This window comes from Labilithrix luteola, from assembly GCF_001263205.1.
Taxonomy (GTDB): domain Bacteria; phylum Myxococcota_A; class Polyangia; order Polyangiales; family Polyangiaceae; genus Labilithrix; species Labilithrix luteola.
The window spans coordinates 2,504,081-2,530,451 of the sequence record NZ_CP012333.1 but is presented as its reverse complement, the minus strand read 5'-3'; the positions used below and the strand labels follow the sequence as shown (position 1 = coordinate 2,530,451).

The following is a 26,371-nucleotide window of genomic DNA, read 5'->3' as shown; positions in this document are numbered from 1 at the left end:
GAGCATGGACGAGCCGGTCAGCGCCCGTCTCGCGGACGTGGCGTTGCCCGTGCCGCTTCCGCGCGCGCTGAGTTATCTCGTACCCGAGAAGCTCGGAGAGAGCGTCACGCCCGGTCGTCGCGTGCTCTGCACGTTGGGATCGCGTCGTGTGGTGGGCGTCGTCGTCGGCGTGCGCGAAGGGGAGCCGCCCCCGGCCGCCAAGCCGCTGCTCGAAGTCCTCGACGGCATTTCACTGCCCAACGATCTCGTCGTCTTCTTGCAGAGGCTGGCCTCGTACTACCTCGCGCCCATCGGCGAGGTGGTTCGCCTTGCGCTTCCGCCGGCCGATCGCGAAGCGGAGCGTGCGGTGGAGGAGCTCACGCTCTTCTCGAACGCCAAGGGCATCGCCCCACGCAAGGTGCAGTGGGTGACCGCCACGGATGCCGTCGAGACGTCCTTGAAGGAAAAGGCGTCCCACATCCTGGCCTTCGTTCGCGCGCACGGCTCGCTGCCCGTATCTCGCCTCGAAGAGCAGTTTGGGGCGGCCCGTGCGACGGTGAAGAAGCTCGTCGAGCGCGGCCTTCTCACCATGTCCGAGCGAGAGGCGCAGAGGGATCCCTTCTTCGCCGAGACCATCGCTCAGGACTCTCCGCCCGAGCCCACCGAGCCCCAGCGCGCGGCGATGCTCGCCATCGAGCGCGCTCTCGAAGCGACCGTCGAAAGCGAAAAGGAGAGCGACAAGGGGCCGGATTCGAAGCGTGCGGGTTCCACGTTTCTCTTGCACGGCGTCACCGGCTCCGGAAAGACGGAGGTTTACCTCCGCGCCATCGCCACCGCGAAGAAGCTCGGCAAGGGCACGATCATGCTCGTGCCGGAAATCGCGCTGACGCCGCAGCTCGTGAATCGCTTCCGCGCGCGCTTCGGCGACGAAGTGGCGGTGCTCCACTCGGCGCTCACCGCGCGCGAGCGCTTCGATATGTGGAAGCGACTGAGCGCCGGCGAGGTCGACGTCGCCATTGGAGCCCGAAGCGCGCTCTTTGCCCCCATTCGCAATCTGGGGCTCGTCATCGTCGACGAAGAGCACGACTCGTCGTTCAAGCAGGAAGAAGGCGTTCGCTACCACGCGCGCGACATGTCGATCTTGCGCGCGCACATGCACGGCGGCGTGTGCGTACTCGGCAGCGCAACGCCGTCGCTGGAGACCGAGCAGCTCGCGCGCTCCGGCAAGGCGCAGAAGCTGGCTCTGCCCGATCGCGCCCGTGCGCAGGAGATGCCCAAGGTCTCCATCGTCGATTTGAGGAACATCGGTGCGGGGCCCACGGGCGACCGCAAGCTGAGCATCCTCTTGCATCGCGCGATCGAGGAGACGCTCGCGAAGAAGGAGCAGTCGATCCTGTTCCTGAACCGCCGCGGGTTCGCTCCCAGCGTCCGCTGCGAGAGCTGCGGTGAGCTCTCGAGCTGCCCGCAGTGCACCGTCGCGCTCACCTTCCACAAGAAGTACGGGCGAGCCACCGAGGCCGACGAGATCGGTCCGAACGGCATCATGCGGTGCCACTGGTGCGACTACGAGGCGAAGGTTCCGCCGCGCTGTCCGAAGTGCAGCTCGGATCGCGTGGCGCTCGAAGGGCTCGGAACGGAGAAGCTCGAAGCCACGCTCGCCGAAGCCTTCCCGACGGCGCGCATCGCACGGCTCGACCGCGACGTGGCCAGCGGCAAGGACGTCGAGAAGATCCTGGCGCGGGTTCGTTCGCGCGAGGTCGACATTCTCGTCGGCACGCAGATGGTCACGAAGGGCCACGACCTTCCCCACGTCACGCTCGTCGGCGTCATCAACGCGGATGCGGCGCTGTCCATCCCCGACTTCCGGGCCAGCGAGCGTGCGTTCCAGCTCCTCGTGCAGGTCGCCGGTCGTGCAGGTCGAGGAGACTCACCGGGGCGCGTGCTCGTGCAGACCTACAATCCCGAGCATCACGCCATCCAGTTCGCGGTCCGTCACGACGTCCACGGGTTCATCGATCGCGAGCTTCGTGATCGGCGCGAGCTCATGTACCCGCCGTTCTCCCGGATGGCGCTCGCGCGCATCGACTCGCTCGACGAGGGGGAGGCGCAAAACGCGGCGGCGGAGCTCGCCAAGGCGGCCCGCGAGGTCGCACGAACGGGCGAGCTCGGATCGCTCGACGTCCTAGGCCCGGCGGTCGCGCCGATTGCCAAGGTGAGAAACCGCTTCCGCTTCCGGGTGATGCTGAGGAGCGCTTCCCGCGAACGACTGAGGCTCGGGGCACTTGCCATGCATGGTGCGATCGCCCGCCTACCTCGTACGGTGCGCGTTGCGATCGACGTAGATCCCGTGGGCCTGCTATGAGTCGACATGTGGGGACGTCGTCCGCGAAAGACCCCAGCGCCGTTGGTCGAGGAGGCATGTCGTCGCCGTCAGCCGCGTCTTTAGGTGCGAGCGGCACGAGCGGCCCTTCGCTTACCACCCGTCTGGTGACGCCTCGGCTCGTGCTGCGCCCGCCGCGTACGGGTGACGTCGGGGAGATTCGTCGCCTCCTCCGTACGAACAACGAGCACCTCCGGCCCTGGAATCCAGCTCCGCCACCCGGCGAGGATCCGTCGTCGATCACCGAGGTTTCGAAGACCGTGCTCCGTCAGCGGCGCGAGTGGAAGCGCGGCTCGGGCTACGTCTTCATGGTCGCCAGCCGCGAGAAGATGAACACGTTCATCGGCAAGATCGCGCTGAACGGTGTCATGCGCGGGGCGATGTACGGCGCTTACCTCGGCTACTGGATGGATGGGAACGTCCTCGGTCAGGGCCTCGCGACCGAGGGCATCCGAGCCGTTCTCGACTTCGCCTTCGGCCCGGCCGGGCTGCATCGCATCCAGGCCGCGATCATGCCCCACAACGCGCGCAGCTTGCGGGTCATCGAAAAGCTCGGCTTTCGCCGCGAAGGCTACGCGGAGCGATACCTCCAGATCGCCGGGCGCTGGGAAGACCACGTGCTCTTCGCGAGAACGCGAGAGGAGCACGCGCTCCCGGCCGTGCTCGAGACGCTCCCCGACGACGTCTAATTTCCCACGCGTCGCCGCAACTTGCGCATCTCTGCGGTCGACCTGACGCGCAGATGCAAACTCCTCTCCTGGCCTTTGGCCGTGTCGCGCTGGACGCGGCCGGCGAGCTCGTGGCTCCGAATCGATGTGCCGCGTGCGATTCGCGCATTCGACGTCGCACGCTGTTTTGTGCGAGCTGCGCGGTCTCGGTGATCGAGCGCCGAACGCGCTACCCATCGCGCGAGTGCGCCGTCTTCGCGTACGGAGGCGCCATCGCCACTGCGATTGCACGATGCAAGTACGGCGGTCGACCGGACCTCGCGCCGAGGCTCGGCGAGATGATGGCGACCTTCGCCGACTCGTTCGACGGCCAGGTCGACGTCGTGGTTTCGGTGCCGCTCCATCCTCGTCGCCTTGCGGATCGCGGCTTCGATCAGGCTGCCTTGCTTGCTCGGCAGATCGCACGAAGGCTCGTGGTCCCGTGGGCTCCGCGTGCGCTTGCTCGCGTCCACGACACGCCCAAGCAGGCCTCCCTCGACAAGGCCGCGCGGGCCACGAATCTCAAGGGGGCCTTCGTCGTTCGAACCCCCGAAGCGATTCAAGGTCGTAGGGTCCTGCTCGTCGACGACGTGCGGACGACGGGGGCGACGCTGTCGGGGTGTGTGACGGCCCTACGTACGACCGGGGCGGAGCACGTTTGGACGATGGTGCTCGCCAACCGCGATCGAGAGGAGGACGAGCGGACCTGGTAAATCCGTGTGCCAGGCCCGTGACGACGATTGGGCGACGTTCGCCGAGTTTGGGTATCATGGGCACACGCCTCGATGAGCAACGAACTCTGGCGGTGGGCGGATCCCAACGGACAGCAACGCAGCGTGCGGCTCGACGAGTTGCGCGCAGCGCTCGCGTCGGGGGTGATCGCGCCGAACACCCCAATCTGGAAACCGGGCTGGCACGCTTGGCAGGCAGCGAACGAAGTTCCGGAGCTCACGACGAGTGCGCTCTCGGCGCAGAACGGCGTCGTTCCGAACATCCCACCGCCGCCTCTGGCCGTGCTTGCGGTTCAGCACGCATTCGAGGCCAAGTCGGGGAGCGACTCGTTTGGTCCGTCGAACCCGTCGAACCACGAACCTCCGCCCCCGCCTCCTTACGTGCCGGTGGCATCGAAGTCCCAACCGGAGCCGACGCCCCCGCCTCCGGTCTCGAGCAATCCGCGCGCGGGTCTGGCGCCGAGCTTGCCTACGACCATCGGTCTTCCGCCGCCTCCCGAAGTCTTGGCCCTGGTGGCAGCCAAGAAGGCCGCGCAGGCATCGGGTCAGCAAGTGGCCGCTCCCCAAGCGGCTGCTCCGCACGAAGCGGCTCCCCAAGCGCCGCCTCGGCGAACACCCTCCCAAGCCCCGCCGCTTCCTCCGAAGAACCCGATGATCGAGGAGCTGAGCGGCTCGATGCTGCTCGACGAGAACGGTCCGTCGTTCGACGGTTCGTCGGGGCCTTCCCCCACGGTGCCTGTCGCGGCGCCCGTGTTCGACATGGGCTCGGCCGAGCCGGCCGCTCACGAGCCATCGCTGTCCGGCACGGAAGAAGACTTCGCGGGTCTGCCGCCGCGACGCCCGAACCTGACGCTGATCTTCGAGGACCTGAAGGAGATTCGTGCGGGAAGACCGCCGAAGAACAAGCTCCTCATCGGCGTCATCGGTGCGCTCGGCTTCTCGGTCGTTATCCTGCTGCTCGCGCTCATCGTCAGCGCGTTTCGTGGCAATCCGAGCGAGCTGCCTTCGGCGAACGCCAGCGCGTCCGCTTCGGGCTCCAGCGTGGCCTCGGCCTCGCCACCGTCGCGTGCGAACGGTGCTTCGGCCGTCACTCCGCCGGAGCCGAAGGCCGCGGCTGCTCGCGAGCCTGCGCCGAGCTTCGGTGCTTGCTCGGTGTCGGGTGAATCGAAGGTCGTCTCGCCCAGGGCGATGGTCGCGAGTGGCATCGAAGCCTTCCCGACCGCGTCGGGCGTTGCTCTCGCGTTCGCATCGCAGTCGCGCGAAGGCATGGTTCTCACGCTCGATCCTTCGTCGCTCGCGACGAGTGCGACCGCGCGCACGAAGGCGGGCGGTGACATCCGACGCGTCTCCCCGAACCTGACGAACGCCAAGATCACCGCGATCGCCGACTTCGACAAGAAGGGCGACAAGATCGCCGGTCGTCGCACGGTCGCGACCACGCCGCCGGTCGACATCGGCGTCGCCGACAACGCGATCGTGTGGGTGGCCCACAATCAGGGCAGTTGGGCGAAGCTGTTCTTGCTCGACGGCGAAGGTCCGGTCGAAGCGTTGCGCGCCGTTCCTCTCGGCAAGACGCCCGGCATCGCGCTCGCGTTCCGTCGGGGCGGCGCGATCTACTTCGGCATCGCCAAGGGCGAAGGTGCACTCACGCCCGAAGGCCAGCTCGGGCACATCGCCGGTCTCGGTCAGGTCGGTGCGCCTGCCATCACGATCAGCGGCGACAACGTGATCGTCGCTTGGTCCGATCGCGCGGGCGCGCAAGACCCGTGGCAAGTGCGCTGGGCGAAAGCTGCCATTGGCGGTTCACCGGGCGATGCGAGCACGCTCGCGCTTCCCGTCGGTGGTCTCGGCACGCAGGCCATGTCGCCCGCTGTGGCAGGTCTCGGCGGCGGCCGCTTCATGATCGCGTGGACCGAAGGGCCCGTTTCGAGCCACCAGGTGCGCGCTCTCGTCATGAATGCCGACGGTTCGGTCTCCGGTGCGCCGCTCGCGATCTCCGCGGACGGCGTCAACGCGGGGCAGCCGCAGGCCGTCGTCGGACCGGACGGCCGAGGTGTCGTGGCGTTTCTCGGCGCGAAGGCAAAGGGCTTCGAGCTCTACGCAACGCCGATTGCATGCACGGCGAAGTGATCGTTTTGCTCCAATCCGGATAGGATCGGGAGCGTGAAAGCGCGCCTTTCGCCGGCATCCCTCGTCTTCGTTGCGCTGCTCTCGTGCACGGCTTTGCCGGCGTGCGAAGGGTTCTTCGGCTCCTCGAAGGTTTCCCACGGTCAACACTATGCGTCGGGCGACTCGCGCTACGACAGCTACTTCGACAGCGTGCACCAGCAGCAGGTCGCGGCGTCGAAGCGTGGCGATGAGAAGAAGGACACGCGCCGTCCGCTCATCAACTCGCTCGCGATGACGCCCACCACGTCGGACAGCTCGCTGCTCGACGCCACGCGCGACCGCATCAAGAAGCTCGGAGGCGGCGGCGCGAAGCTCGATCTCTCCGGACCACGCCTGACGAAGGTATCCACCTCGAACGACGGCGGGCTCTTCGGCGCGGCGCTCGAGACGGCCCGTCAGGAGACGGACCGCGCTCGCCGTTTGCGCTCGCTGCGCGACCGCCTCGAAGAGATGGCCAAGCAGGGCGAGGGGCTCAAGAAGGAGGCCGATCGCGAGTTCGAAAACCGCGGGGCCGACAAGGCGGACGAAAAGAAGACCGAAAAGCACCGCGAGATCCGTCGCGAACTATCGGCTTCGATCTCCGAGCTCCGCTCGATGGCCAGCAAGGCAAGGGGCGACGCGGACGACGCCGAGGAGTTCCTCGACGACCTGAGTAACGCGCTCGAGGGAAACCAGACCCCGCGCGACAAGAGCGGAAAGAAGCAGACGAGGCCCCTGCCGTCGCCCGCACCGCCAGCGAGCGAGGCGAAAGAGGAGGCGAAGAAGGAGGAGCCCAAGTCCTCCAAGAGCTCGGGCAAGAAGCCCTCGAAGCCCTCTTCGGAGAAGGCGGACAAGCCGGAGAAGTCCGAGAAGCCGGAGAAGCCCGCCTCGCCGCCGCCCAAGCCCGCCGATGAAGTCTTCAATCCGTGAAGGGCTGTGAGGGCGCGATCGTGCCATACGGTCGAGCTTTGCGTCCTGAAGTTTTTGTGATCGTGACGTGACGACCCGGGGATTCCCTCCGCGCGCCTGACAGCGCGGAGCCCCGCTTTGCAACTCACGTCCCTTCTCCGCACGACGACGAACGCCATGCCTCGCGCAACCACGCGCACGGCGCAGCAGTTGGTGGATGATCACATCCACTTCATCGGGCGTTACCTGCGTCACCTCGGCGTGCCGGAGCACGATGTCGAAGACGCCGTGCAGGTGGTGTTCGTCACCGCGACCCGGAAGCTCGAACGCATCGAGCCGGGGCGGGAACGAAGCTTCCTCGTGGCGGTAGCCTTGCGCGTCGCCTCGAAGAGCCGTCGTTCGCTCGGACGCCGCCGCGAGGTCCTCGACGAGGAGCTTCTCGAACGCAGGGATCCTTCGCCGACGCCCGACGAGCTCGCCTCCGACCGGCGAGCCCTCGCCGCGCTCGACCGGATCCTCGAAGACATGTCGCTCGATCTTCGAGCGGTCTTCGTTCTTTTCGAAATCGAAGAGCTCGAGGTGGCCGAGATCGCCTCCATGCTCGACGTTCCGCAGGGAACCGTGAGTTCCCGCTTGCGACGTGCGCGCGAGGATTTTCGTGCGCGCGTTCGCCGCTACCAACTCAAGAACGGTCTCCCAACGGAGGATGAGAAATGAGGGAACGTCGCCTTCTCGAAGACGGCGCGACCAAAGCCGAAGCGGACCTGCTTCGCGCTGCGCGCTCGTACCGAGTTCCCGACCATGTCCACGCGAGCACGCTGGCGGCCGTTGCGGAAGCGGCATCGCCGGCGTCAGCGGTCCGACGAATCACGCCTCGGAAGGTCGCCGGCATACTGTCGTGCGGATTCGCGATTGGCATCCTTTCGTTGGTTGCCATGCGTTCCATGCATACGTCGCAAATGGCCGACTCGACGCCCTCCGCGCCGATCGTCGCGACGGCAGCTCCCGAAGCTCTGCCCCCTTCGCCGGCCGACTCGGCGTTCGCGGAGATTCCGTCGCTCTCGGTGAATGCGCTTCCGTCGTCCGCGCCGAGTGCCAATCCGAATACGAAGAGCGCGCCGCCGCGCGTCGTGGACGAGGCCGAAGAGCTCGCCGCGGAGCTGGCCGGTCTCGATCGCGCGAAACGAACCCTCGAAGCAGGAGATGCCGCGGCCGCAGTACGCCTCCTCGACGCTCACCGCGTGCGCTTTCGCGAAGGCCGTCTCGTGCCGGAGGCGATGGCCCTTCGGGTCCAGGCGCTCATCGCCGCCGGACAGCGCGACAAGGCCGAAAAACTGGGCGCAGAGTTCCTGAAGTCCTACCCGACCAGCCCGCTCGCCGCGCGCGTTCGGACGATGCTCGCGACGGAGAACGGACGATGAATCGGAATACGGCATGGCAAGCCTGCGCCTTCGCTATGGCCGCACTCGGGTTGGTGACACCGTCGTGTGCGACGAATCTCGACTTGGGCCAGCCCTCCGACAACGCCACGCCGGATGCCGAGCCAGCACCCTCGTTCACGTCGGAGGACGCCGGTGACGCTAGCGCCGTTGGGGACGCCGCGGGCGCCAAACTGTGTATCGCCACGACGTGCCCCTCGACGTATGCGACGTGCGAGTTCGACAAGTACAAATGCCAGACGAATCTCTCGTCGGACTCATTGCATTGCGGAGCGTGCGACGTTCAGTGCCCGACGTATCCGCAACTCAAACTGACGTCACGTTGTGTCGCCGGTAAGTGCGAATTTTCGTGCAGCCCGGCCGGTGGCTCCATCAAAGACTGCAATGGCATCGTCGATGACGGCTGCGAGACCGACGTAGCGACCGATCGCTTCAATTGCGGCGCCTGCGGAAAGGTCTGTCCTGCTGGGCAGAATTGCCATGAGGGCAAATGCGGCTGTCCGCCGGGAAAGAGCGAGTGCAACGGCGCGTGCGTCGACCTCGCGAACGACGACTTCAATTGTGGGGCCTGCGGAGCTGCCTGCGACACGTCGGAGGACGCCTGCGGGTGGAGCTCCAGTATGCGCACTTCGGCTGTGGCAATGGCCAGTGCGGGCACCTCAAGTGCTCGTACGTCGAGGTGGCGGACTGCAACAAGGACCTCGGGCTCGCCTGCGCCTCGGATGGTTGCGAGACCATCATCGGTCTCGACGACGCCCAGAATTGCGGGGCCTGTGGACACGCCTGCAAGGCCAACGAGACCTGCGAGAACGGCTCGTGCGTCGTGCCCCCGCCAGCAGTGCCTACGTCATGTCCCGAGGGGCTCCTCCTCTGCGGCGACGCCTGCATCGATCCGCTCAGCGACGTGAACAATTGCGGCGGTTGCGGAAGTCGGTGCGTGGTAGGCCCCAAACAAGTCGGGACATGCAAGAAGGGAATCTGCCAGTTCGAGTGTGAAGTCGGCTGGGGCGATTGCACGGACACCTGGGGGTGCGAGACCAACTTGGCGAACCACCCCGCGCACTGCGGCGCATGCGGGAATCGTTGTGATACCGCCGCAGGCCAGCCTTGCATCGATGGCCAATGCCTGATGACGGAATGCGATGCCGGGGAGACCAAATGAATCCGATGAACCATTCACGTGTTCGTCTCCTCGGAGCTCTCGTCGTGCCGCAGGTGGTGCTGGCCATCAGCTGCGCGGCGGCCGAAGAATCCGCGCAGGCTCCGGCGCCGTCGGACACGGTCATCGCGGATGCCTCGAGCGAAGCGAGTGACGCGGGAACGACCTCTGACACCGCCACGCCGGACGACGCCAGCTGCGATGGCGGCTGCACTGCGACGTGCGACGACGGTGCGTTCTGCGTTGTCATCGGCGCGGTCGATCCTCGGTATGCGCTGACCTCGATCTGGGGCTCGAGTGCGAACGACGTCTGGGCCGCTGGAGCAATGGGCACGATCGTCCACTGGGACGGCAGCGCGTGGACGAGCACGCCTTCGGGCACGAGCGAGACGTTCATGGCCATTTACGGGACCGGTTCCAATGACGTCTATGCGCTCGGGCACGTCTCGTACGTTCGGCATTCCGATGGATTCTCGAACGGGACCGCCACCTGGACACCACGCGTCGGAGGAGAGCGCTATCGAGGTTGGTCTCGTCGGGCGCGCGCGGCCTGGGGAACGTCACCCGCGGACGTGATCATCGGCGGCGACTTCATCTACGACTATGACTACGACGAAGGCGTGATGCACGGGATGTGGAATCTCTGGCGCCGCGAGGACGTCGACGGGGGCATCGACTGGGTGGGGGTGGAGCCCACGGCCTCGCAATCGACGGTGCGTGGACTCTGGGGAACGAGCTCGACCGATCTCTGGGCACTCATCGATCGCGCTCCGTACGGCGTGTGGGGACCCGGCGGTGAAGGCGGCGGCTCGCTCCATCTCACGTCGAATCCCGGTGGCGGAGCACCGACGTGGATCGAGGTCAATACCAAACTAAACACGGGCCTGAAAGGTATTCACGGAACTGGAAAAGACGATGTCTGGGCCGTGGGAGCGGGCGGCGCAATCCGGCACTTTGGTCCAGGTCAGCACAGCTGGACGATCGTCGATAGTCCGGTCACCGAAGATCTCAATGCTGTCTGGGCTGTGGCGCCTGATGATGCCTGGATCGTCGGAGACCGTGGAACGGTGCTCCACTACGACGGCAAGGTATGGACGCGGGCGCCCGTCCTCTGGCCTCGCGGTGAAATTCCGTCCCTCTACGGAGTCTGGGGCTCCGGACCCCATGATGTGTGGACCGTCGGCGAAGGCGTCGTCCTTCACTACGAAGGAAAGAAGGACCGATGAGGCGCAAACTTTCGTGGGGGATCGGTTCGGTATCGACGGGCATCCTCGTGTTCGCGGTCGCTTGCAGTGACGACGCGTCGATGCCCGAAGTGGACGCTGCGGACGCTTCGCCGGCGACGAGTCCCGATGCCCGTCCCGTCGAGACGCCCGATGCAGCTCGGGCGGATGCCGGAAATACGAACGACGCAGATGCGGATGCGGCGATTCCCTCCTGTTCCAAACAGGGATTCTGCCAGACCGTGATTCCGAGCGGCCAGGTCCTCTCGGACGTGTGGGGCGACGGAACGGGCATCGTTTGGTCGGTCTCCGAACAGGGCAAGATCCTTCGCTGGGATGGTGCCGCGTGGTCGGTCAACGCGAGCCTCGACGGAGCGCTCTACGCAGTCTGGGGCGCGAGCCCGACCGACATCTGGGTTGGTGGCGCTTCCGGTCTCTTCCACGGTCACGGGACATCGTCGGCGGCGCTCACCTGGACCCCGATCTCGACGCCGGGCAATCAGACCGCGCCGATCCGCTCGATCTGGGGATCGAGTCCGACGAACGTCTGGGCGGTCGGCGGGTGGGAGGACATCTTCGGCATCGACCGTACGGGCCGCGTCGTCCACTTCGGAGGAGAGCTCGACGGCGACAATCCCGTTTGGACGGCGGACCCGATCGGCGACAACGGGATGTGCTTCTGGCGTGTCTGGGGATCGGGCGAAAATGACGTCTGGCTCACGGGGGCGATTGGAAGTCCGGGGCTCAGCAATCACCGCGGAGAGCTTTTCCGTCGTGGACCGTCGGACGCTGGAGCCGTCGATTGGCTATCCGTGTATCGACCGCCGGTACCCTTCGGGTCCTTCACGGGAGCGATTCGCGCGGCGATCTCGTTCAGCACGTCGTGGTGGGTCGTCGAATTGGGCACCGATGCCGTGAACGGGTTCTGGCATGCGCCCGCGTCGAACGACCTCGGCGCCGTCGACTGGACGATCTTCTCGAACGCCACGATTCCGTATCCACGGCTCCTGTCCATCTGGGGAACCGGCGACGAGGATCTCTGGATAGCCGGTGACATGGGATTCTTGCGCCACTGGGACGGCCAAAAGCTCGAACAAGCCAGTGTGTCGACGAATGGCTCCCCCAATACGAAGACGTTCCACGCCGTGTGGGGAACCACAGCAGGTGAGCTCTGGGCGGTCGGTGACAATCTCGCCGTGCATCATGCGGCCGAAACAAGGGGCCAGTGATGAAACGCATCCAACGTTGGACGATGTTCGGAGCGATGACTGGCCTCGTCGGCGCGAGTGCGGTCGCTTGTGACGCGGTCACAGAGCGCTTGCCTTTCGTCGCCCCGGCGTTGTCCGACGGCTCTGCGCTCGCCGAGGCGTCGCTTCCGCCCGAAGGCGGACCGATCGTCGACGCGGGCGCGCGACCGATCGACGCATCGGATGTCACTGTCACCTGCGCGACGACGCCATGTGCTCTCGAGCTCACGGCCGGCGAGCGGCACTTCTGCGCCCGTATGAGTGACGGTACCGCGCGCTGCTGGGGAGATGCGACGCGAGGAGCGATCGGACAGACAGCGCGAGATCTCGATGCTGGTGATGCGAGCGCCAGGGATGCTGCCACGCCGGATCCCGATTTCGCGCTCGAACCACTCCTCGGCATCTCGGATGCGAAGGAGATCCGTGCCGGCGGCTGGACGACGTGCGTGCTCGATGGCGCAGGCAAGGTCCTTTGCTGGGGGGTCAACGACTGGGGGCAGCTCGGTCTCTCCGCGGGCCCGACGAGGACGGACTACGACGCGCATCCCACGCCAACGCCGGTCGACCTCTCGGGCGTCGCAGAGCGTCTCGAGGTGGCCCGTTTCAACGGCTGCGCGTTCGTCGGAGGCCATGTCGAGTGCTGGGGCGGAAATCAATACCGGCAGCTCTCGCGCGACACGACCGTCGCGGTCGCAGGCCCTGCTCCGACGCATCTCGATGCATCGAAGGTCGAGCGCGTGGTGTTCGCCGAGACCGCGGGATTTGCCCTGACGTCCGATGCTCGGCTCCTCAGCTGGGGAGCCATCAGCGCGATTGCTGGGCGAGCTTCGAGCGTGTCCGCCGATCCGTATCCCGAGCTCGCGACGTCCCTCTCCGGCGTGACCGATTTTGCGGTTTGGACGAGGTGGCCGGCCAGTATCGTTTACGGTCAGGCGTGCGCCGTCGCCAACGGCAAATTCTATTGCTGGGGCGACAATTCGCAAAGCACGCTCTGCACGGGCATTCCGGATACCGAGCCGAATCCCGTCGAATTGTCGATTCCGGACGAGTCGATTCCGAGCCAGGTTGCGGCGTCGCAATTCTTGACGTGCATCCGCTCGACGAACGGAAAGGTTCATTGCTGCGGGGAAGGCAATCGCGGTCAGATGGGCACCGAACCGCCCGACGGGAGCATGAGGACGAAGCAAGACGTACTCGTCCATGTGCCGCTCGATGGCGTGGCTGCCCAAGTTGCCACGAGCGCCTCGACGGCGTGCATCCTCTTGACCGATGGCTCCGTCGAGTGCTGGGGGAGCAACGCCTTCGGAGAACTCGGGCAGGGAACGAAAGACGACGTTTCGCACCCGAAGCCCACGAAGGTGAAATTTCGATGAGCTCGCGATTCACGGTGTCACGAATCGGCGCGTCGATGGCACTGGGAGGAGCGACGCTTCTGACGGTCATCGCCTGCGGCTCGAGCAGTGACCGCGCCTTCGACACCGTCGCGGACGCCTCCGTCATCGCTCCGATGGACGCCGCGCAACCCGATGGGACGTGCGGTGCACGACGATGCTCACGCGACTTGCGAACCGTGCTCTCCGGTTGCGAGGGCAGCGAGACGGTCGTCGAGCGGTGTGGAGACGACTTCGGTTGCGGCAACGGGGCGTGCGTGGAGGCGTGTGCGAGTGCCGAGTTGTCGAAGGGCTCGCTCGGCTGCTCCTTCTACGCATTACCGCCTGACGACGACAATGGTGGCGCCTGCTTCGTAGCGATGATCGCGAACACGTGGCCACGACCGGTGACGATTCGAGGTGAGCTCGGCGGCGAGCCGCTCGATATCTCCAAGAGCATCTATTTCGTCGACGAGACGAGTCCCGGCGCGTTCTCGTATTCGAAAGTCGAAGGTGCTCTGCCGCCAGGCAAAGTTGCTCTCGTCTTTCTTTCGAGGCGATACGACGGGTATGCGTGTCCCGAGGGGGTGGAGACCGCGTTCTTGGGGGACCCGATCGTTCATCGGACGAACATCACGCGTGCGTTCCACCTCACGACGGACGCGCCGGTCAGCGCCTATTCGATCTTCCCGTATGGCGGCGCGGATTCCTACACGCCGACCGCGACGCTGCTGCTGCCGACCTCGTCATGGGGGACGAACTACCTTGCAGCCATGCCCGAGAACCCGGAAGTACGGTTTGACGATGCGAGGTTCCAGGGAGGTCCGCGCTTTCTCCAGATCGTCGCGAACGAAGACGATACCGAAGTTCGTTTGCAGCCGAAGGTGACCATCAATCCGGGAGGACTCGATGCGGGAGCTCCGGCGTCCCAGGTCGGCGCCTGGAAGTTGTCGCGCGGCCAAGTCCTGCAGCTCACACAGCAGTTCTTGGAGAAGGCGAACGGCAGCCCGCTCGAATCGAACAAGCCCGTCGGCCTGTTCGGTGGCTCCGATTGCACGAATTTCCCGGCAGGGAATGGGTATTGCGACGCGAGTCAACAGCAGATCCCGCCCGTCGCCTCATGGGGGAACGAATACGCCCTCGTGCCCTACAAGCCACGATTGCCAGGTGAGGCCGTGTTCTACAGCGTGATCGGTGCTGCCGACGGCACGCTGCTCACCTACGAGCCCACGAGACCGAGGAATGCGCCGGAGACGCTCGCGGCCGGTGAGTCGGTGTCTTTCAAATCCGACGTTCCTCTCACGGTGCGTAGCCAGGACGACGCGCACCCGTTCTATGCAGCCGTTTACATGACGGGCGCGCGGTACAACGGCGACGTCGACCACCCGCACGACTTCAACGGGGCGGGCATCGTCTTCGGCGTCGGCGATCCGGACTACGTGAATCTGGTTCCGGCGAAGCAGTTCCTCGACCACTACGTGTTCTTCGTCGACTACACGTATCCACTCTCGACGCTGAGCATCGTCCGCAAGAAGAACGGCGATCATTTCTCTCCCGTGGAGCTCGACTGCGCGGGTGAAATTAGCGATTTTCAGCCGCTTGGCACCTCCGGCGAATACGAATACGCGTGGTTCGATTTGACGACGAATTTCGCTCCCACCAAGACGCCCTTGGGGGAGTGCAAGGCTGGTCGTCACGAGGCGAAGAGCGACGGCCCCTTCACCATCACCGTCTGGGGAATGGGCCTCTGCGCCAGCTACGGTTATCCGGTTGGCACCGGCGTCCGGCCTCTCAACGAGGTCGTCGTGCCGATTCGCTGAGAGTGGTGTGGCCTATCACTGGCAACTGGTCGTCCCGTCGGGCCAGAGAATCTGATTGGCAATCTGGATGGTGCGTGTCGAGGAGGCCTTGGCCCCGGTGGAGTCGGCCACTTCGACTGTCACTTCCAGCTGACGGCCGAGGAAGCGCTTGTAGTCCTCGCCGAGGTTCGCCGCGCCGCTGTCGAGCTGGTAGCGGAGTCCCCAAAGTTTGCAGTATGCACCTTCGTCACGCTCGAACGTGAACACGTAGCCGGCAGGGGCCGGAGGAGCGCTCGAATCGTCGACGAGCTTTGCAGTGATGAAGGTGCGCGAACCGGTTTGGCGCAGGTTCTTCATCCGCAACGCAATCCAGACGTGATGACCGCCTTGCGGGCCCTTCTCCAGCGAGAGTGTCTGTCCGTCGGTGAGCGTCGCGTAGTCGGTCTGGCCCGTTCCCGTGATGACCTCGGGCGCGCCATGGCGTGCCGGACGGCAGATGTCCGGAGGCGCAGCTGCCCAACCAGTGTCGTAGTCTTCGAGCTGATCGAACGGCACGAGGTTCGGCGCGCAGGCGCCGGCCACGCACGATTGGTCGGCCGCGCAGACGGGCACTGCACCGAGCCCACCTCCCGCCATGCATCGAGGATCGAGCTGGATGCGAAGCAGCGTCGGCGTTCCGGCCACGAGGCCGGTGCTCGCGGTGCGAGTGATGGCCGGGGGCGCCGTCTTGGGATCCTGTCCAATGGCATAAGCGTCGACGCGGACGTCGGCGCGCGCTCCCGAACGTCCCTTCAGATTGAACTCTTTCGGAAGGGCGTCAGCCGTGCCCGCGGCGCCCGACACGGTCGCGTCCACCGCCGACTCGCCGTCGACGGTCGCCACGACGTGCACTGCGCCGATCGCGCCAGCGACCATCTCGTCCTGGACGCCGAGCACCAGCGATGCGTTCGCGTCGTCGTCCGACGACGAGCACGCGGCGAGCAGCACCGCTCCGGCAAGAAGACCCGAAAGAAAGCGATAAGCCATGTCGAAGAGTATGCCCCGAAAAACGAAAAGACCCCCGTGACGTCGTCACGGAGGCCTCTTCGCCGGTCTCGGTCGCCCGAGAGGTCAGTTCATTCCGACCGTGGTGCCGCTCGCCGGGACCTTCTTCAGGGCCTCGAGGAACTTCTCCGGTCCGACGAACTCGTTGAAGCGCGAAACTTCGTTGCCGTTCTTGTCGAGGAGCACGACGGTCGGGAGCCCGACGACCTTGTACTTGTCCTGGAGGCGCTTGGTGTCCGGCGCCTCGTCGTCCGTCGCGTCGATGTGAATCGCGATGAAGCGCGCGGCCTCCGAGCGAACGCTCGGGTGGGGGAACGTGTTGTGCTCGAGCTCCTTGCAGGCCGTGCACCACGCGGCGCCGAAGTCGATGAGGACCGGCTTGCCTTCGGCAACGGCCTTTGCGCGGCCTTCCTCTTCGTTCGTGAGCCAGGTGATCTCCGGCGCGTCCGCCGCTTCGCCGTGGGGGAGGGGAAGCCAGCTGATGAACATCGCTGCGCCGAGGACGGCGGGGACGATCGAGGCGAGCTTCATCGGCTTCGAGAGGTGCGCGATGGGCGACTTGCGGCGCTCGGCGATGACGTGGATCGTGCCGAGCACGGTGCCGACGAGGAGGAGCGCGAAGGCGATGCCGCCGAACGCGTAGCTCGGGTGCGCGACGAGGTTACGGACGGGCTCGAAGCGGTCACGCAGGTACGAGAAGGCCATGTACGCGAGGCCGACGCCGCTGACCCACTTGATGCCCATCATCCAGGCGCCGCCCTTGGGCAGGTTCACCGCGAACGCGCCGGCGACGAAGAAGAGGACGCCGAGACCGAGGGAGAACGAGAAGAGCGCGGCCGAGCCGAGCGCCACGTTCTTGGTGGTCGCGATGACCGTCACCATGCCGGTGAGGAAGGGGCCGGTGCAGGGCGCCGCGATGAGACCCATCACGAGGCCCATGACGAACGCGCCCTTGAAGCCGACGCCGCCGACGCTCGAGAGCCGGTTGGTGAGGCCCGAGGGGAGGGCGAGCTCGAAGGCTCCGAACATCGACGCGGCGAGCGCGATGAAGAGGAGCGCGAGGCCGCTGACGACGAAGGCGTTCGAGAGCGCCGAGCCCATCAGCTTGCCAGAGAGCGCGGAGGCGACGCCCATCGGCGTGAAGAGCGCAGCGATGCCGAGGACGAACGTGGCCGAGAGGGCCGCGCCGCGAAGGCGGGACTTCGCTTCGGTCGCGCCGAAGATCGACACCGTGATGGGGACCATCGGGTAGACGCACGGCGTGAGGCTCGCGACGAATCCGAAACCGAAGGACGTAAGAACGGCCACGAAGGCGCCATGCGTCTTCAGGATCTCTTCGAACTTGCCGGTCTCGGACCCGTCACCCGCCCACGCCAGCGCGGGCACCAGCATGAGTAGGGCGATGAAAAACAGGGTCTGACGAAAGCGACGATTCACGGTGCCTCCTCGGAAACTGCGCAGCGAGTCCTCAGGGGTGTTCTAGCGCTCCATTCGGGGCGGATGCTAGCAAGCGTGGGACCTACGCAACGAAACCTGGATTGGTTTCGCGACACACACGTTGAATGTCGGTCAACGCTGGCGTTTATGAAGGTTTTCCATGGTTGAGATCGATCTCGGCGCGATCTGGCGAACGGGGTCCTACTTTTGACCCGATGGATCAACCGCCGTCCAGACGGGCTCGTACTCTGCTCTGATGCTTTGGACGTGGCCGTCGCCGCGCTTAGTTCGCAGAGATCTTCGCGAGCGTGGCGCGCGCCATCCGCACTTCCCCCTCGAGGGCGATCCCTAGCGCCGGACGCGACGCGCTCGTGCGCTTGAGAAAGGCCTCGAGGTAACGCTTGGCGGCGTGCCATTCGCCGGCTGCATAGGCGAGGTGGCCGAGAATGAAGCGGCCGTAGCCCTGTCCGCACGGCGCTTCGGCCAGCGCGGTGATGGTTTCCTGGAGGTCGTCGACCCTCTCGCCCGCGGCGATGCGCGCGAGCGCGAGATGCGCGCGGTAGAGCGGCTTGTCGCTCGTTCCCCATCGCGCGGCGCGGCGTAGCGCAGCCGCAGCTTCGTCATAGCGCTGCGCGAGAAAGAGCGTTCCCCCGAGGGTCCAGAGGTGGAACGGACGCCGTGACGCGGGCCCCCGACGGGCCGCCGCGCGCAGGTGAGCAAGCGCAGCCTCGAGATCCCCATTGGCGAGGGCCGCGCGTGCCGCGTCTTGATTCAGGACGTCGGCGAGGACGTCGAGCTCGAGAGCCTGCAGCGCCACGGAGTGCGCCTGACCGAAGCGACGCCCTTCGTAGAGCGAGAGGTAGAGCTGCCGGAGCAGCATCGCGTGCGTCGTGCGGTCGAGCGTTGCGCGCGACGAGAGACCGCGGCGAGCGTAGATACCGCGCGAGCGAGCGGTCTTGGCGGCCATCGCCAATCGCAGGCAGTCTTCTGCAGCCACTTCCTTGGCTGGCACGTCATCGATTGTAGCACTCACGCTTTTTCCCGGCCAAAACCAGCTCGCGTTTACCGATCGCGGGGTGGCAGGAGTAGGTGGAGGTGTATGTGAGCCTGAGGGCTTGGGGTCGCCCGCTCGGTCGTGCTACGCGTTGCCTGCGTATGCGCCGCCTCCCCCCTCCTTCCAGGCTCGTCAGGCTACCAGCATTGCTCGGGCTGCTCGCTGTATCGGCCTTTTTGGCCGGTTGCGGACGGAAGGCGACCCGAGAGGACTGCGAGATCGTGGTCGACAAGAACGTCGAAGTGCAGCTCAAGGCGCTCGGCGTGACCGACCCGGGCGTCGTCGCCAAGCGGCGCGACGAAATGCGGGCGTCGATGAAAGAAGACATCGACAAGTGCATCGGAAAGCGCGTGACCGACAGCATGATCTCCTGCGTGAAGCGCGCCGAGAACGCCGAACAGATCGACAAGTGCCTACGATGAAGCGAGCAAGCGCCACGGGGGGCCGGGCCGTACTCATCTTCCTCCTCGTGACGTCACTGCCCGCCTTCGCGGCATGCCGGCAAAAGGCATCGCCGCAGGAGTGCGATCAGCTGCTCGACAAGTTCGCCGAGCTCGTCGTCAAAGAGCGCTTCGCCGACGCCGGGCCCGAGACCATCGCCGCCGAGCGCGCGCGAGAGCGTAGCGAGGCCAAGGGCGACGACGCGTTCAAGAACTGCACGTCCGAGGTTCAGGCGGCCGAGCTCGCCTGCGCGATGAAGGCCACCTCTTCGGAGGCCGTCATCAAGTGCCTCGAGTAGCGCGCTACTTGGCGGCTTTCGTGTGGGCCGCGCGGCCCGCGAGCTTCTTCTTCGTATCGGAGTGAGCGGGCTCGTCGGAAACACCCCACACGACGTCCGCTCCGAGCTTGCACGCCTCGTCTTTGAGCGTGCGCAAGCAATCCTGAGTCGAGATGTCGTCGCTGCAGATCGCCGACACCGTGCCGATGTTCTCGGTCGGAACGGTAGGCGCCTCGGGGAACACCTGCACGTCGCAGCCGGGCTCGCGCGCCGGAAAGCGCGTGTCCTTCGGTTTCGACGAGCCGCAAGCGAGGCACGCCAGGGTGAACGTCGAGAAGAGCAACCCCGTGACGAAGAGCGAGCGCACGCTCGAGATCTATCCCGTTTTGCGGATCTCAGGAACGGCGACGGGCACGAACGGCGTCGTACACGGCGGCCCCTCGGCCCAGAGCATCTTGTTTTTCGAGGGATCGTCGCCGAGGGCCAGCACCATCCCGCTGCGCGTGCCGTAGTCGATGCCCTCGAGATGAATGCACGTCGAGCCCAGGCGGTCGTTCGGATCGTGCTCGGCGAGAACGCCGCCCAGCGCGTCGACGTCGAACGGCGTCTTGTCACCGGCCAGGGGAATGCGTGCGAGACGTGACCAGGCCGCGAAGACGCGTTTCACGCGCGCGCTGTCGTCGCCTGCGCCGAAGCTGCGTTCGGTGACGGCGTGCAGACCGTTGCCGAGGCTCAGCCGCGCGATGTGCTCGCCGTCGGAGATGGTGGCGAGGACGTCACGTCCGTCGGCGTAAACGAGGTGGAAGCCGTTGTGCGTTCGCGCGCGGACCTTTGCCATCTTCGCGTGGATGGCCTGCGCCGAAGGTTCCGCGAGAGCCTCGGCGACGATCGCACCGCGCGACACGCGCGAGGTGTCTTGCGGGCCGAGATAACGATTCGTGATGCCCACGAACACGCCGTGCGGGTTCACCCCGAGCCACGTGCCATGCGCGACCTCATCGCGAGGCGCGAGGAAGCCGCCCGGCCAGATTCGCGGTGGCGACGCAGGACGCCCAAGCCGTTCGTCACGGTTCGCGACGACGACCAGCGGGTAACCGGGAACGACCCCCGCGACGACGAAGAGCGTGCACATCTCGCAATCAGCCTACGTCGGTCTAGCGTTGTCGGGCGAGCTCGAGCGTTTCGGCGCCGAGCTCAGGGAGAGACGGCGGGAGCGTGGGCGCCGGGCGTGATGATGGCCGGAGCCTGCGCGCCCTTGAGCAGCGGGAAGCCCATGGCCTCACGCTGCGCGAGGTACGACTCGGCCACGCCCTTGGCGAGACCACGAACGCGACCGATGAAGCGCGCGCGCTCGGTCACGCCGATGGCGCCGCGCGCGTCGAGCACGTTGAACTGGTGGGCCGCCTTCACGACGAAGTCGTAGGCCGGCAAGACGAGCTTCTTCAGCGGATCGTCGGAGAGGGCGAGGAGGCGCTTGGCTTCCTTCTCGTAGTGATCGAACGCCGCGAAGTGCGCGGGCACGTCGGCCTGCTCGAAGTTGTACGTCGACCACTCCACCTCGGCGCGCCTGTAGATCTCGCCGTAGGTGACGCCGGGCGCCCAAGCGACGTCGTACATCGTCGGCGCGTCTTGCAGGTACATGGCGATGCGCTCGAGGCCGTAGGTGAGCTCGCCGGAGACCGGGCGGCAGTCGATGCCGCCGACCTGCTGGAAGTAGGTGAATTGGCTGATCTCGAGCCCATCGATCCACACCTGCCAGCCGAGACCCCAGGCGCCGAGCGTGGGCGACTCCCAGTCGTCCTCGACGAAGCGCACGTCATGCAGCTCGGGCTTGGTGCCGATGGCGAGGAGCGACTCGAGGTACTGGTCCTGGATGTCGAGCGGCGACGGCTTCAGGATGACCTGAAACTGATGGAACTGTTGCGCTCGGTTCGGGTTGTCGCCGTAGCGACCGTCGGCCGGGCGGCGCGAAGGCTCGACGAAGGCGACGTTCCAGGGCTCGGGACCAATCGCTCGCAGGAAGGTCTGCGGGTTGTACGTACCCGCGCCGACCTCGGAGTTGTACGGCTGCACGAGGAGGCAGCCGCGCTTAACCCAGAACTGCTGCAGCGAGAGGATGATCTCCTGGAAGTACATGCTGGTTTCTTAGCTACCACGTCCAGCGCCTTGCATGAACGCAGGCCACGAAGAGCACTTTCCGCCCGCGTTTGCCCGCATTTCCCGCGTAACGTCCTTTCGACCCCGCCGTGCTAAGCCACGCCGGATGCCGCGCGCCTCTCGACCTGCCGACCCTGAACGGAGGCTTCGGCAAGTCCATGCAGAGCTCGATGCCTGCCGCGCTTGCCCGAAGATGATCGGGCCGGTCGTGCATGGGCCGCCCGTCTTCTCGAAGGTCTTCCTCGTCGGGCAGGCGCCGGGCCCGCGCGAGGGCGGCTTCGGCAAGCCGTTCGCGTGGACGGCCGGCAAGACGATGTTTCGTTGGTTCGAAGAGACCATGGGCCTCGTCGAAGAAGACTTCCGTGCGCGCATCTACATGGCTGCTGTCGCGCGATGCTTTCCCGGCAAGGCGAATGGGGGCGGCGATCGGAAGCCCGACGCCGAAGAGATCGCGCGGTGTCGCCCGTTCCTGCAGCGCGAGGTCGAAGTGCTCCAGCCCGAGCTCGTCCTGGCGGTCGGCACGCTCGCCATCACCGAGGTGCTCGGTGAGCAGGTCGCCGGCAAGAAGCTCGATGCCATCGTGGGCACGAAGATGAAGACCCAGTGGCATGGGGTGGACGTCGACGTCGTTCCGCTCCCCCATCCGAGTGGTGCCTCCCCCTGGCCCCGCATCGAACCGGGGAAGACGTTGCTCGCCAAGGCCCTCGGCCTCGTTCAGCGCCATCCCGCGATGCGCGCCGTGCTGCACCCGTGAGATCTGCGCGACCGGTTGGATGGGCGGTCGTTTTGAGCATTTTTGCCACACTGCTCATGATTGCTACAGCTTCGGAGGCCTCCGAGAGCGACGTCGTCACGTTCGGTTTGGCTATCTCGATCGTCGCGCCGGACGGAGCTCCGGTCCGTGACGACGCGTGGATCGACGAGCAGATTCGGGTGGCCAACGCACTCTACGAGTCGGCGGGTGTTCGCTTCCGGTGGACGCTGCAGAAGCCGCTCGCGAAGACGCGCGCCGACGTGCGAACGCGTGACGATCGCGATGCCTTCGCCTCGCTCACCGACGACGACGTCATCGACGTGTTCCTCGTTCGGTCCCTCGAAGACGTCGATGAACCAGGACGCATGCGAAAGGGCGTGTGCTGGACCAGTTCACCCGGGAAAAAGCGCTACATCGTGCTCTCGGCCGAGGCGCCGTCGGGCGTGCTCGCGCACGAGCTAGGCCACTTCTTCGGCAATCCGCACAGCCCCGTTCCCGACAACGTCATGAGCTACACGCGCACGGGAGCGCCGGCCTTCTTCGATCCGTTGCAACTTGCAAGGATTCGGTCCTTTGCAAAACGCTTCCTCGCCACGAAGCGGCTCTTCGACCTGGGGCCTGCGCGACGCCGCCCCTGAGTGCGGCATCGGAGCGGGCGGCGGCCTTCGGTGCATCGCCGATCCCTCCAAGCCCCCAAAATTACTGGGCGAAACGGGATAGTTTGCCCTCTTCGGCACAGCCCGTGCACAAAATTAGGGGGGCCGAGAAGAATCAGTGGCGTCCGCGACAGGGTGTCGCAGCTGATCCCTATCCCGGTGAGTATGCCCAAACCCGTTTGAGCACGTCTGAGAACGTGCCGCGGCCTCGCATTTCTCCCTGATTCGCCCGCGAATATGGGGGCAATCGAGGTTTGAGCGGAGGGGATGGCGCGTCGTGCGAACCGCAGGGGCGCACGCCCGGTTAGGCGCGGAAGTCGAAGAGCCGGTTGGGGGCGATCCTGGGCAGCGAAGAAGCCGGAGCGAGGGACGAAGCCCTCACTTCATCACGAGCTTCATGATCACTGCCGCCAGCACGGCGCCCACGACCAGGAAGGCCGCCGCGACACCGACGAGCAGCGCAATCGGCGGCTTTCCCGAATTGGTTCCGACGCGCGGAAGGGGCGTCGAATGGGGGGGCGGCGGAACCGGAGCGGCGTTCGGATTCGCTCGCGCCAACGCTGGCTGGGCGAGGGGCGTGGGGATCGCCTGCGCGGACGGCAGCGGCGCGCGCATCGGCGCTCCTCCGAAAGGCGGCACCACCGTCGCTCCGTTGAGAACGGCCTGTAGTGCGTGCGCGAACTCGGCGGCCGATGTGTACCGATCTTCCAGCTTCTTCGCGAGCGCGCGATCGAGCACGGTCCAGAGCAGCGGCGGGAACGTCTTGCCCGGCACGCGCTCGTTGATCGGCCTCGGCTTCGTCATCACGTGGAGCTGGATGTACTCCATCGGATTTTTCGCATCGAAGGGCAGCTTGCCCGTGAGCACCTCGTAGAGGATCACGGCGAGTGAATAGATGTCGCTCGCAGGCGTGAGCGTCTTGCCCTGCGCCTGCTCGGGGCTCATGAACTCCGGCGTTCCGAAGACCATGCCCTCTTGCGTGAGGATGATCGAACCGGGGCGCATCTCGCGCTCGGTCACCTTCGCGAGCCCGAAGTCGAGGACCTTCGGGTAGTCGCGCATCCCGCCTTGCTGGCTGAGGAAGATGTTCTCGGGCTTGAGGTCGCGATGGATGATGCCGGCGCGATGCGCCTCTTCGAGCGCGTTGCAGACCTGGATCAGGATCGGCAGGCCTCGCTCGAGCGGCATGGGGCCTTCGGCACGAACCGTTTGATTCAGGTTCTTGCCCTCGAGGAACTCCATCACGATGTAGAGCGAGCCGTCTTCGAGCTCGCCATAGAGGTACACCTTCACCGTGTTGGGGTGGGTGAGGTGGCTCATCGCCCGCGCCTCGCGACGGAAGCGCGAGACGAGGTCCTTGCGGTTGGCGAGCTTCGGATGGAGGATCTTGACCGCCACCATCCGGTTCATGGCGGGCTGGAGGGCCTTGTAGACCGCACCCATCCCGCCCGATCCGATCTTCTGCAGGATCTGGAACTGGCCGTTCAAGATGTCACGGCCGATGAACGGATCCTGCTGCCGCGCCATTCTCCGCTAAGGGATATCACGACCCGAAGGGCCCGTGGGAGCTGTCGTCAATCGGCAGCAAGGCGGCAGCGTGGCGGCAATTTGCCGGCACCATCCGAAGGCTTGCGCTATCGATACGGGCCATGGATCGAGGTGCAGGCCTTCGCGCGACGAGTTTGCTGCGTCTGCTGCGTTCTCGCCAGCTCTCGGCCCTCGGGTTCAAGCACGGATTCACGACGCGTGCCGGGGGCGTGAGTGAGCCTCCGTTCGACACTCTCGATTTCGCGATTCTGCGCACGCCGGAGCTTCGCCGCGAGAACGAGCGCCGCCTCGGCGAGGCCGTGGGCTTCGTGGGATCGAAGCTCCATCACGCGCGTCAGGTTCACGGTCGTGAGGTCGTCGTCGCCGATGGAAACGTCGAAGGCATGCTTGCCGTCGAAGCCGATGCCGTCGTTGCCGAGCCTTCGTCGGGCTTCGCCGTCGCAGCACGCGTGGCCGATTGCGGCCCCGTGTTGGTCGCCGATCCCTCGACCGGACGAGTCGCCGCCATCCATGCAGGATGGCCGGGCGTCGTCGCGGGCGTCGTTCCGGCGGCGATCGAGCGGCTGGTGAGCGCGAACGGCGCGGGCAAAGCGAGCGGCTTCGTGGCCGCGATTGGCCCCTGCATCGGCTCGTGCTGCTTCGAAGTCGGCGACGACGTGTGCGCCAAGATCGTGGGCGTTTCGTCGAACGCCGTCGTGGTGCGTCGCGAGGTCGAGCGCCAGAAGGCATGGGTCGACTTGCGCCGGTCCATTCGCATCCAGCTCGTCACGGCTGGGCTCGCCGACGCGTCGATCGACGACGTCCCCGGCAAGGGCAGCGAGTCGTGCACCGTGTGCAACGCGACGAGCTTCTACTCGTACCGCCGCGACGGCGACGCGAGCGGACGGCAGCTCGGGGTCATCGTCCCGCGCTGAAACGTTTCGATGGCACGTGCCTTCGAGGCACGAATGAGAGGTGCATGGCGCGGCACCGTGGCCCATAGTTTCGAACGGATGCGCTTTCTCGGTGGCTCGCTTCTCGTTTTGGGCCCGCTCGTTTCGGGCTCGTTGGTTCTGGGCGTTCTGGCTGTAGGTTGCGCCGAGGGGGCGACCGACGCGACCGACGGTGAGGACTTCGACGCCGGCCGCGCGGTCGATGCGGCGACGTCGGCCAAGCCCGTCGAGGCAGGACCTGGCGAACCCGACGCGAAGGCCGACGCTTCGAAGAACGACAAGGACGCCAGCTCCAACCCCGATTCGCCCTGCGCCAAGGCCCTCGCCGCGATCATGTTCGACTTCGAGAGCGGAGCTCAGGGGTGGACCCACGGCATCTCCGATGGGGTTGCTCCGCCGCCCGCGTGGCCCTACGACCCGTGGGCGCTCGGGATCGCTTCGGCCGGAACGAAGTGCGCGTCGGGCGTGTGCTTCGGCACCGAGCTCACGAAGAACTACGCGCAGTGCCAGCGAGGCTTCCTTGCCTCTCCGTCGATCGACTTGTCGGCTTGCACGGGGCAATCCGTCTCGCTCGTCTTCGAGCACGCGTATGCCTTCGCCGACATCAACGCGACCACGCGTGATGGTGGCGTCGTCGAGGTCTCGGGCGACGATGGCGCGTCGTGGCAGCTCGCGAAGGGAACATATCCGGGCATGGTGGCGATCAATCCGTCGCGTCCCGGGGGCTATCAATGCACGCAGCCGAGCTCGTTCGGCGTGAATGGAAAGCAGGGCTTCGTCGGAAGTCAGCCGAGCACCACGAAGGTCTCGCTCGAGCTGCCTTCCACGGCCGTCTCCGCGAAGACGCGCGTTCGCTTCTCGTTCGCATCCGGCGTGACTTCGTCGACGGTGGATCCTGACGCGTCGCGAGCTGCAACGGACTTCGGCTGGCGCATCGACAACGTCGGCTTCGCGACGAAGTAGAACGCCACGCTGCGGCA

25 protein-coding genes are annotated in these 26,371 nt (G+C 66.0%); 18 read left to right on the top strand and 7 right to left on the bottom strand.

Features of this window, described 5'->3' with window-relative positions; genetic code table 11:
- Positions 1–4 precede the first annotated feature (4 nt).
- The 12 genes from priA to AKJ09_RS11525 all read left to right on the top strand — a co-directional run bounded on the left by priA (position 5) and on the right by AKJ09_RS11525 (position 15,112).
- Positions 5–2,341 carry a replication restart helicase PriA gene (gene priA, locus AKJ09_RS11580; RefSeq protein ID WP_146655503.1) on the top strand — a complete coding sequence of 779 codons (2,337 nt, stop codon included), beginning with the start codon at positions 5–7 and terminating at the stop codon, positions 2,339–2,341.
- Positions 2,342–2,466: 125 nt separating this feature from the next.
- Positions 2,467–3,048, top strand: a complete 582-nt coding sequence (locus AKJ09_RS11575) for a GNAT family N-acetyltransferase (protein ID WP_169927457.1) — start codon at positions 2,467–2,469, stop codon at positions 3,046–3,048.
- Positions 3,049–3,101: 53 nt separating this feature from the next.
- Positions 3,102–3,779 (top strand): ComF family protein, encoded by a 678-nt coding sequence (locus AKJ09_RS11570; protein WP_146647254.1) that lies wholly within the window; start codon positions 3,102–3,104, stop codon positions 3,777–3,779.
- A gap of 72 nt (positions 3,780–3,851) precedes the next feature.
- A complete protein-coding gene (locus AKJ09_RS11565; protein ID WP_146647253.1) occupies positions 3,852–5,927 on the top strand; it encodes a DUF4339 domain-containing protein in 2,076 nt (691 codons plus the stop codon).
- A 33-nt stretch (positions 5,928–5,960) separates the two neighbouring features.
- Complete coding sequence (locus AKJ09_RS11560) at positions 5,961–6,875, top strand: hypothetical protein (RefSeq protein ID WP_146647252.1); 915 nt, start codon at positions 5,961–5,963, stop codon at positions 6,873–6,875.
- A 156-nt stretch (positions 6,876–7,031) separates the two neighbouring features.
- On the top strand, positions 7,032–7,571 hold the full coding sequence (locus AKJ09_RS11555; protein WP_146647251.1) for an RNA polymerase sigma factor: 540 nt from the start codon (positions 7,032–7,034) through the stop codon (positions 7,569–7,571).
- Complete coding sequence (locus tag AKJ09_RS11550) at positions 7,568–8,275, top strand: tetratricopeptide repeat protein (RefSeq protein ID WP_146647250.1); 708 nt, start codon at positions 7,568–7,570, stop codon at positions 8,273–8,275. The genes AKJ09_RS11555 and AKJ09_RS11550 overlap by 4 nt, the downstream gene beginning before the upstream one ends.
- A 625-nt stretch (positions 8,276–8,900) precedes the next feature.
- A complete protein-coding gene (locus AKJ09_RS11545) occupies positions 8,901–9,455 on the top strand; it encodes a hypothetical protein (protein ID WP_146647249.1) in 555 nt (184 codons plus the stop codon).
- Between the two features lie 5 nt (positions 9,456–9,460).
- Positions 9,461–10,678 (top strand): beta propeller repeat protein, encoded by a 1,218-nt coding sequence (locus AKJ09_RS11540; protein ID WP_146647248.1) that lies wholly within the window; start codon positions 9,461–9,463, stop codon positions 10,676–10,678.
- Positions 10,675–11,904: a beta propeller repeat protein gene (locus AKJ09_RS11535; RefSeq protein ID WP_146647247.1), complete on the top strand. Its 1,230-nt coding sequence runs from the start codon at positions 10,675–10,677 to the stop codon at positions 11,902–11,904. The genes AKJ09_RS11540 and AKJ09_RS11535 overlap by 4 nt, the downstream gene beginning before the upstream one ends.
- Positions 11,904–13,295: an RCC1 domain-containing protein gene (locus AKJ09_RS11530; RefSeq protein ID WP_146647246.1), complete on the top strand. Its 1,392-nt coding sequence runs from the start codon at positions 11,904–11,906 to the stop codon at positions 13,293–13,295. Before AKJ09_RS11535 ends, AKJ09_RS11530 begins: the two co-directional genes overlap by 1 nt.
- Entirely contained in the window at positions 13,292–15,112 is a 1,821-nt protein-coding gene (locus AKJ09_RS11525; RefSeq protein WP_146647245.1) for an IgGFc-binding protein, read from the top strand. The genes AKJ09_RS11530 and AKJ09_RS11525 overlap by 4 nt, the downstream gene beginning before the upstream one ends.
- Positions 15,113–15,127: 15 nt before the next feature.
- Here AKJ09_RS11525 and AKJ09_RS11520 read toward each other — a convergent pair whose 3' ends face one another.
- From AKJ09_RS11520 to AKJ09_RS11510, 3 genes are all read right to left on the bottom strand, one after another.
- The gene (locus AKJ09_RS11520) at positions 15,128–16,117 is read right to left on the bottom strand and encodes a hypothetical protein (protein ID WP_146647244.1); all 990 of its coding nucleotides are present in this window, start codon (positions 16,115–16,117) and stop codon (positions 15,128–15,130) included.
- A gap of 84 nt (positions 16,118–16,201) precedes the next feature.
- Positions 16,202–17,572: a protein-disulfide reductase DsbD family protein gene (locus AKJ09_RS11515; protein WP_146647243.1), complete on the bottom strand. Its 1,371-nt coding sequence runs from the start codon at positions 17,570–17,572 to the stop codon at positions 16,202–16,204.
- 283 nt (positions 17,573–17,855) lie between these two features.
- Positions 17,856–18,584, bottom strand: coding sequence for a tetratricopeptide repeat protein (locus tag AKJ09_RS11510; RefSeq protein WP_240488441.1), 729 nt, complete (start codon positions 18,582–18,584; stop codon positions 17,856–17,858).
- 263 nt (positions 18,585–18,847) lie between these two features.
- On the opposite strand from AKJ09_RS11510, the gene AKJ09_RS11505 reads away from it, so the two are divergent.
- On the top strand, positions 18,848–19,048 hold the full coding sequence (locus AKJ09_RS11505) for a hypothetical protein (protein WP_146647242.1): 201 nt from the start codon (positions 18,848–18,850) through the stop codon (positions 19,046–19,048).
- The gene (locus AKJ09_RS11500) at positions 19,045–19,365 is read left to right on the top strand and encodes a hypothetical protein (RefSeq protein WP_146647241.1); all 321 of its coding nucleotides are present in this window, start codon (positions 19,045–19,047) and stop codon (positions 19,363–19,365) included. The genes AKJ09_RS11505 and AKJ09_RS11500 overlap by 4 nt, the downstream gene beginning before the upstream one ends.
- 4 nt (positions 19,366–19,369) lie before the next feature.
- On the opposite strand, the gene AKJ09_RS11495 is transcribed toward AKJ09_RS11500, so the two are convergent.
- From AKJ09_RS11495 to glyQ, 3 genes are all read right to left on the bottom strand, one after another.
- Positions 19,370–19,711: a hypothetical protein gene (locus tag AKJ09_RS11495; RefSeq protein WP_146647240.1), complete on the bottom strand. Its 342-nt coding sequence runs from the start codon at positions 19,709–19,711 to the stop codon at positions 19,370–19,372.
- Positions 19,712–19,720: 9 nt separating this feature from the next.
- The gene (locus AKJ09_RS11490) at positions 19,721–20,476 is read right to left on the bottom strand and encodes an NRDE family protein (protein WP_146647239.1); all 756 of its coding nucleotides are present in this window, start codon (positions 20,474–20,476) and stop codon (positions 19,721–19,723) included.
- Between the two features lie 62 nt (positions 20,477–20,538).
- Positions 20,539–21,480, bottom strand: a complete 942-nt coding sequence (gene glyQ / locus AKJ09_RS11485; protein ID WP_146647238.1) for a glycine--tRNA ligase subunit alpha — start codon at positions 21,478–21,480, stop codon at positions 20,539–20,541.
- Positions 21,481–21,607: 127 nt separating this feature from the next.
- Between glyQ and AKJ09_RS11480 the strand changes: the two genes are divergently transcribed.
- Both AKJ09_RS11480 and AKJ09_RS11475 read left to right on the top strand, forming a co-directional pair.
- The gene (locus AKJ09_RS11480; protein WP_146647237.1) at positions 21,608–22,255 is read left to right on the top strand and encodes a uracil-DNA glycosylase family protein; all 648 of its coding nucleotides are present in this window, start codon (positions 21,608–21,610) and stop codon (positions 22,253–22,255) included.
- 56 nt (positions 22,256–22,311) lie between these two features.
- Positions 22,312–22,893 (top strand): hypothetical protein, encoded by a 582-nt coding sequence (locus AKJ09_RS11475; protein WP_146647236.1) that lies wholly within the window; start codon positions 22,312–22,314, stop codon positions 22,891–22,893.
- A gap of 396 nt (positions 22,894–23,289) precedes the next feature.
- Here the strand turns inward: AKJ09_RS11475 and AKJ09_RS11470 are convergent, their stop codons facing one another.
- Positions 23,290–24,438, bottom strand: a complete 1,149-nt coding sequence (locus AKJ09_RS11470; protein WP_146647235.1) for a serine/threonine protein kinase — start codon at positions 24,436–24,438, stop codon at positions 23,290–23,292.
- Between the two features lie 122 nt (positions 24,439–24,560).
- Here AKJ09_RS11470 and AKJ09_RS11465 point away from each other — a divergent pair, with 122 nt between their 5' ends.
- On the top strand, positions 24,561–25,373 hold the full coding sequence (locus AKJ09_RS11465) for a purine nucleoside phosphorylase YfiH/LACC1 family protein (protein ID WP_146647234.1): 813 nt from the start codon (positions 24,561–24,563) through the stop codon (positions 25,371–25,373).
- A 78-nt stretch (positions 25,374–25,451) separates the two neighbouring features.
- Complete coding sequence (locus AKJ09_RS11460) at positions 25,452–26,354, top strand: hypothetical protein (protein WP_146647233.1); 903 nt, start codon at positions 25,452–25,454, stop codon at positions 26,352–26,354.
- Positions 26,355–26,371 lie beyond the last annotated feature (17 nt).

Excerpts from the sequence above, each read along its gene's own strand:
- AKJ09_RS11535 (WP_146647247.1), top strand. The coding sequence starts at position 10,675 with ATGAGGCGCAAACTTTCGTGGGGGATCGGTTCGGTATCGACGGGCATC.
- AKJ09_RS11490 (WP_146647239.1), bottom strand. The coding sequence starts at position 20,476 with ATGTGCACGCTCTTCGTCGTCGCGGGGGTCGTTCCCGGTTACCCGCTG.
- AKJ09_RS11465 (WP_146647234.1), top strand. The coding sequence starts at position 24,561 with ATGGATCGAGGTGCAGGCCTTCGCGCGACGAGTTTGCTGCGTCTGCTG.
- AKJ09_RS11500 (WP_146647241.1), top strand. The coding sequence starts at position 19,045 with ATGAAGCGAGCAAGCGCCACGGGGGGCCGGGCCGTACTCATCTTCCTC.
- AKJ09_RS11525 (WP_146647245.1), top strand. The coding sequence starts at position 13,292 with ATGAGCTCGCGATTCACGGTGTCACGAATCGGCGCGTCGATGGCACTG.
- AKJ09_RS11565 (WP_146647253.1), top strand. The coding sequence starts at position 3,852 with ATGAGCAACGAACTCTGGCGGTGGGCGGATCCCAACGGACAGCAACGC.
- AKJ09_RS11570 (WP_146647254.1), top strand. The coding sequence starts at position 3,102 with ATGCAAACTCCTCTCCTGGCCTTTGGCCGTGTCGCGCTGGACGCGGCC.
- AKJ09_RS11470 (WP_146647235.1), bottom strand. The coding sequence starts at position 24,438 with ATGGCGCGGCAGCAGGATCCGTTCATCGGCCGTGACATCTTGAACGGC.
- AKJ09_RS11520 (WP_146647244.1), bottom strand. The coding sequence starts at position 16,117 with ATGGCTTATCGCTTTCTTTCGGGTCTTCTTGCCGGAGCGGTGCTGCTC.
- AKJ09_RS11460 (WP_146647233.1), top strand. The coding sequence starts at position 25,452 with ATGCGCTTTCTCGGTGGCTCGCTTCTCGTTTTGGGCCCGCTCGTTTCG.
- AKJ09_RS11475 (WP_146647236.1), top strand. The coding sequence starts at position 22,312 with ATGATTGCTACAGCTTCGGAGGCCTCCGAGAGCGACGTCGTCACGTTC.
- AKJ09_RS11530 (WP_146647246.1), top strand. The coding sequence starts at position 11,904 with ATGAAACGCATCCAACGTTGGACGATGTTCGGAGCGATGACTGGCCTC.
- AKJ09_RS11550 (WP_146647250.1), top strand. The coding sequence starts at position 7,568 with ATGAGGGAACGTCGCCTTCTCGAAGACGGCGCGACCAAAGCCGAAGCG.
- AKJ09_RS11480 (WP_146647237.1), top strand. The coding sequence starts at position 21,608 with ATGCCGCGCGCCTCTCGACCTGCCGACCCTGAACGGAGGCTTCGGCAA.
- AKJ09_RS11540 (WP_146647248.1), top strand. The coding sequence starts at position 9,461 with ATGAACCATTCACGTGTTCGTCTCCTCGGAGCTCTCGTCGTGCCGCAG.
- AKJ09_RS11555 (WP_146647251.1), top strand. The coding sequence starts at position 7,032 with ATGCCTCGCGCAACCACGCGCACGGCGCAGCAGTTGGTGGATGATCAC.
- glyQ (WP_146647238.1), bottom strand. The coding sequence starts at position 21,480 with ATGTACTTCCAGGAGATCATCCTCTCGCTGCAGCAGTTCTGGGTTAAG.
- priA (WP_146655503.1), top strand. The coding sequence starts at position 5 with ATGGACGAGCCGGTCAGCGCCCGTCTCGCGGACGTGGCGTTGCCCGTG.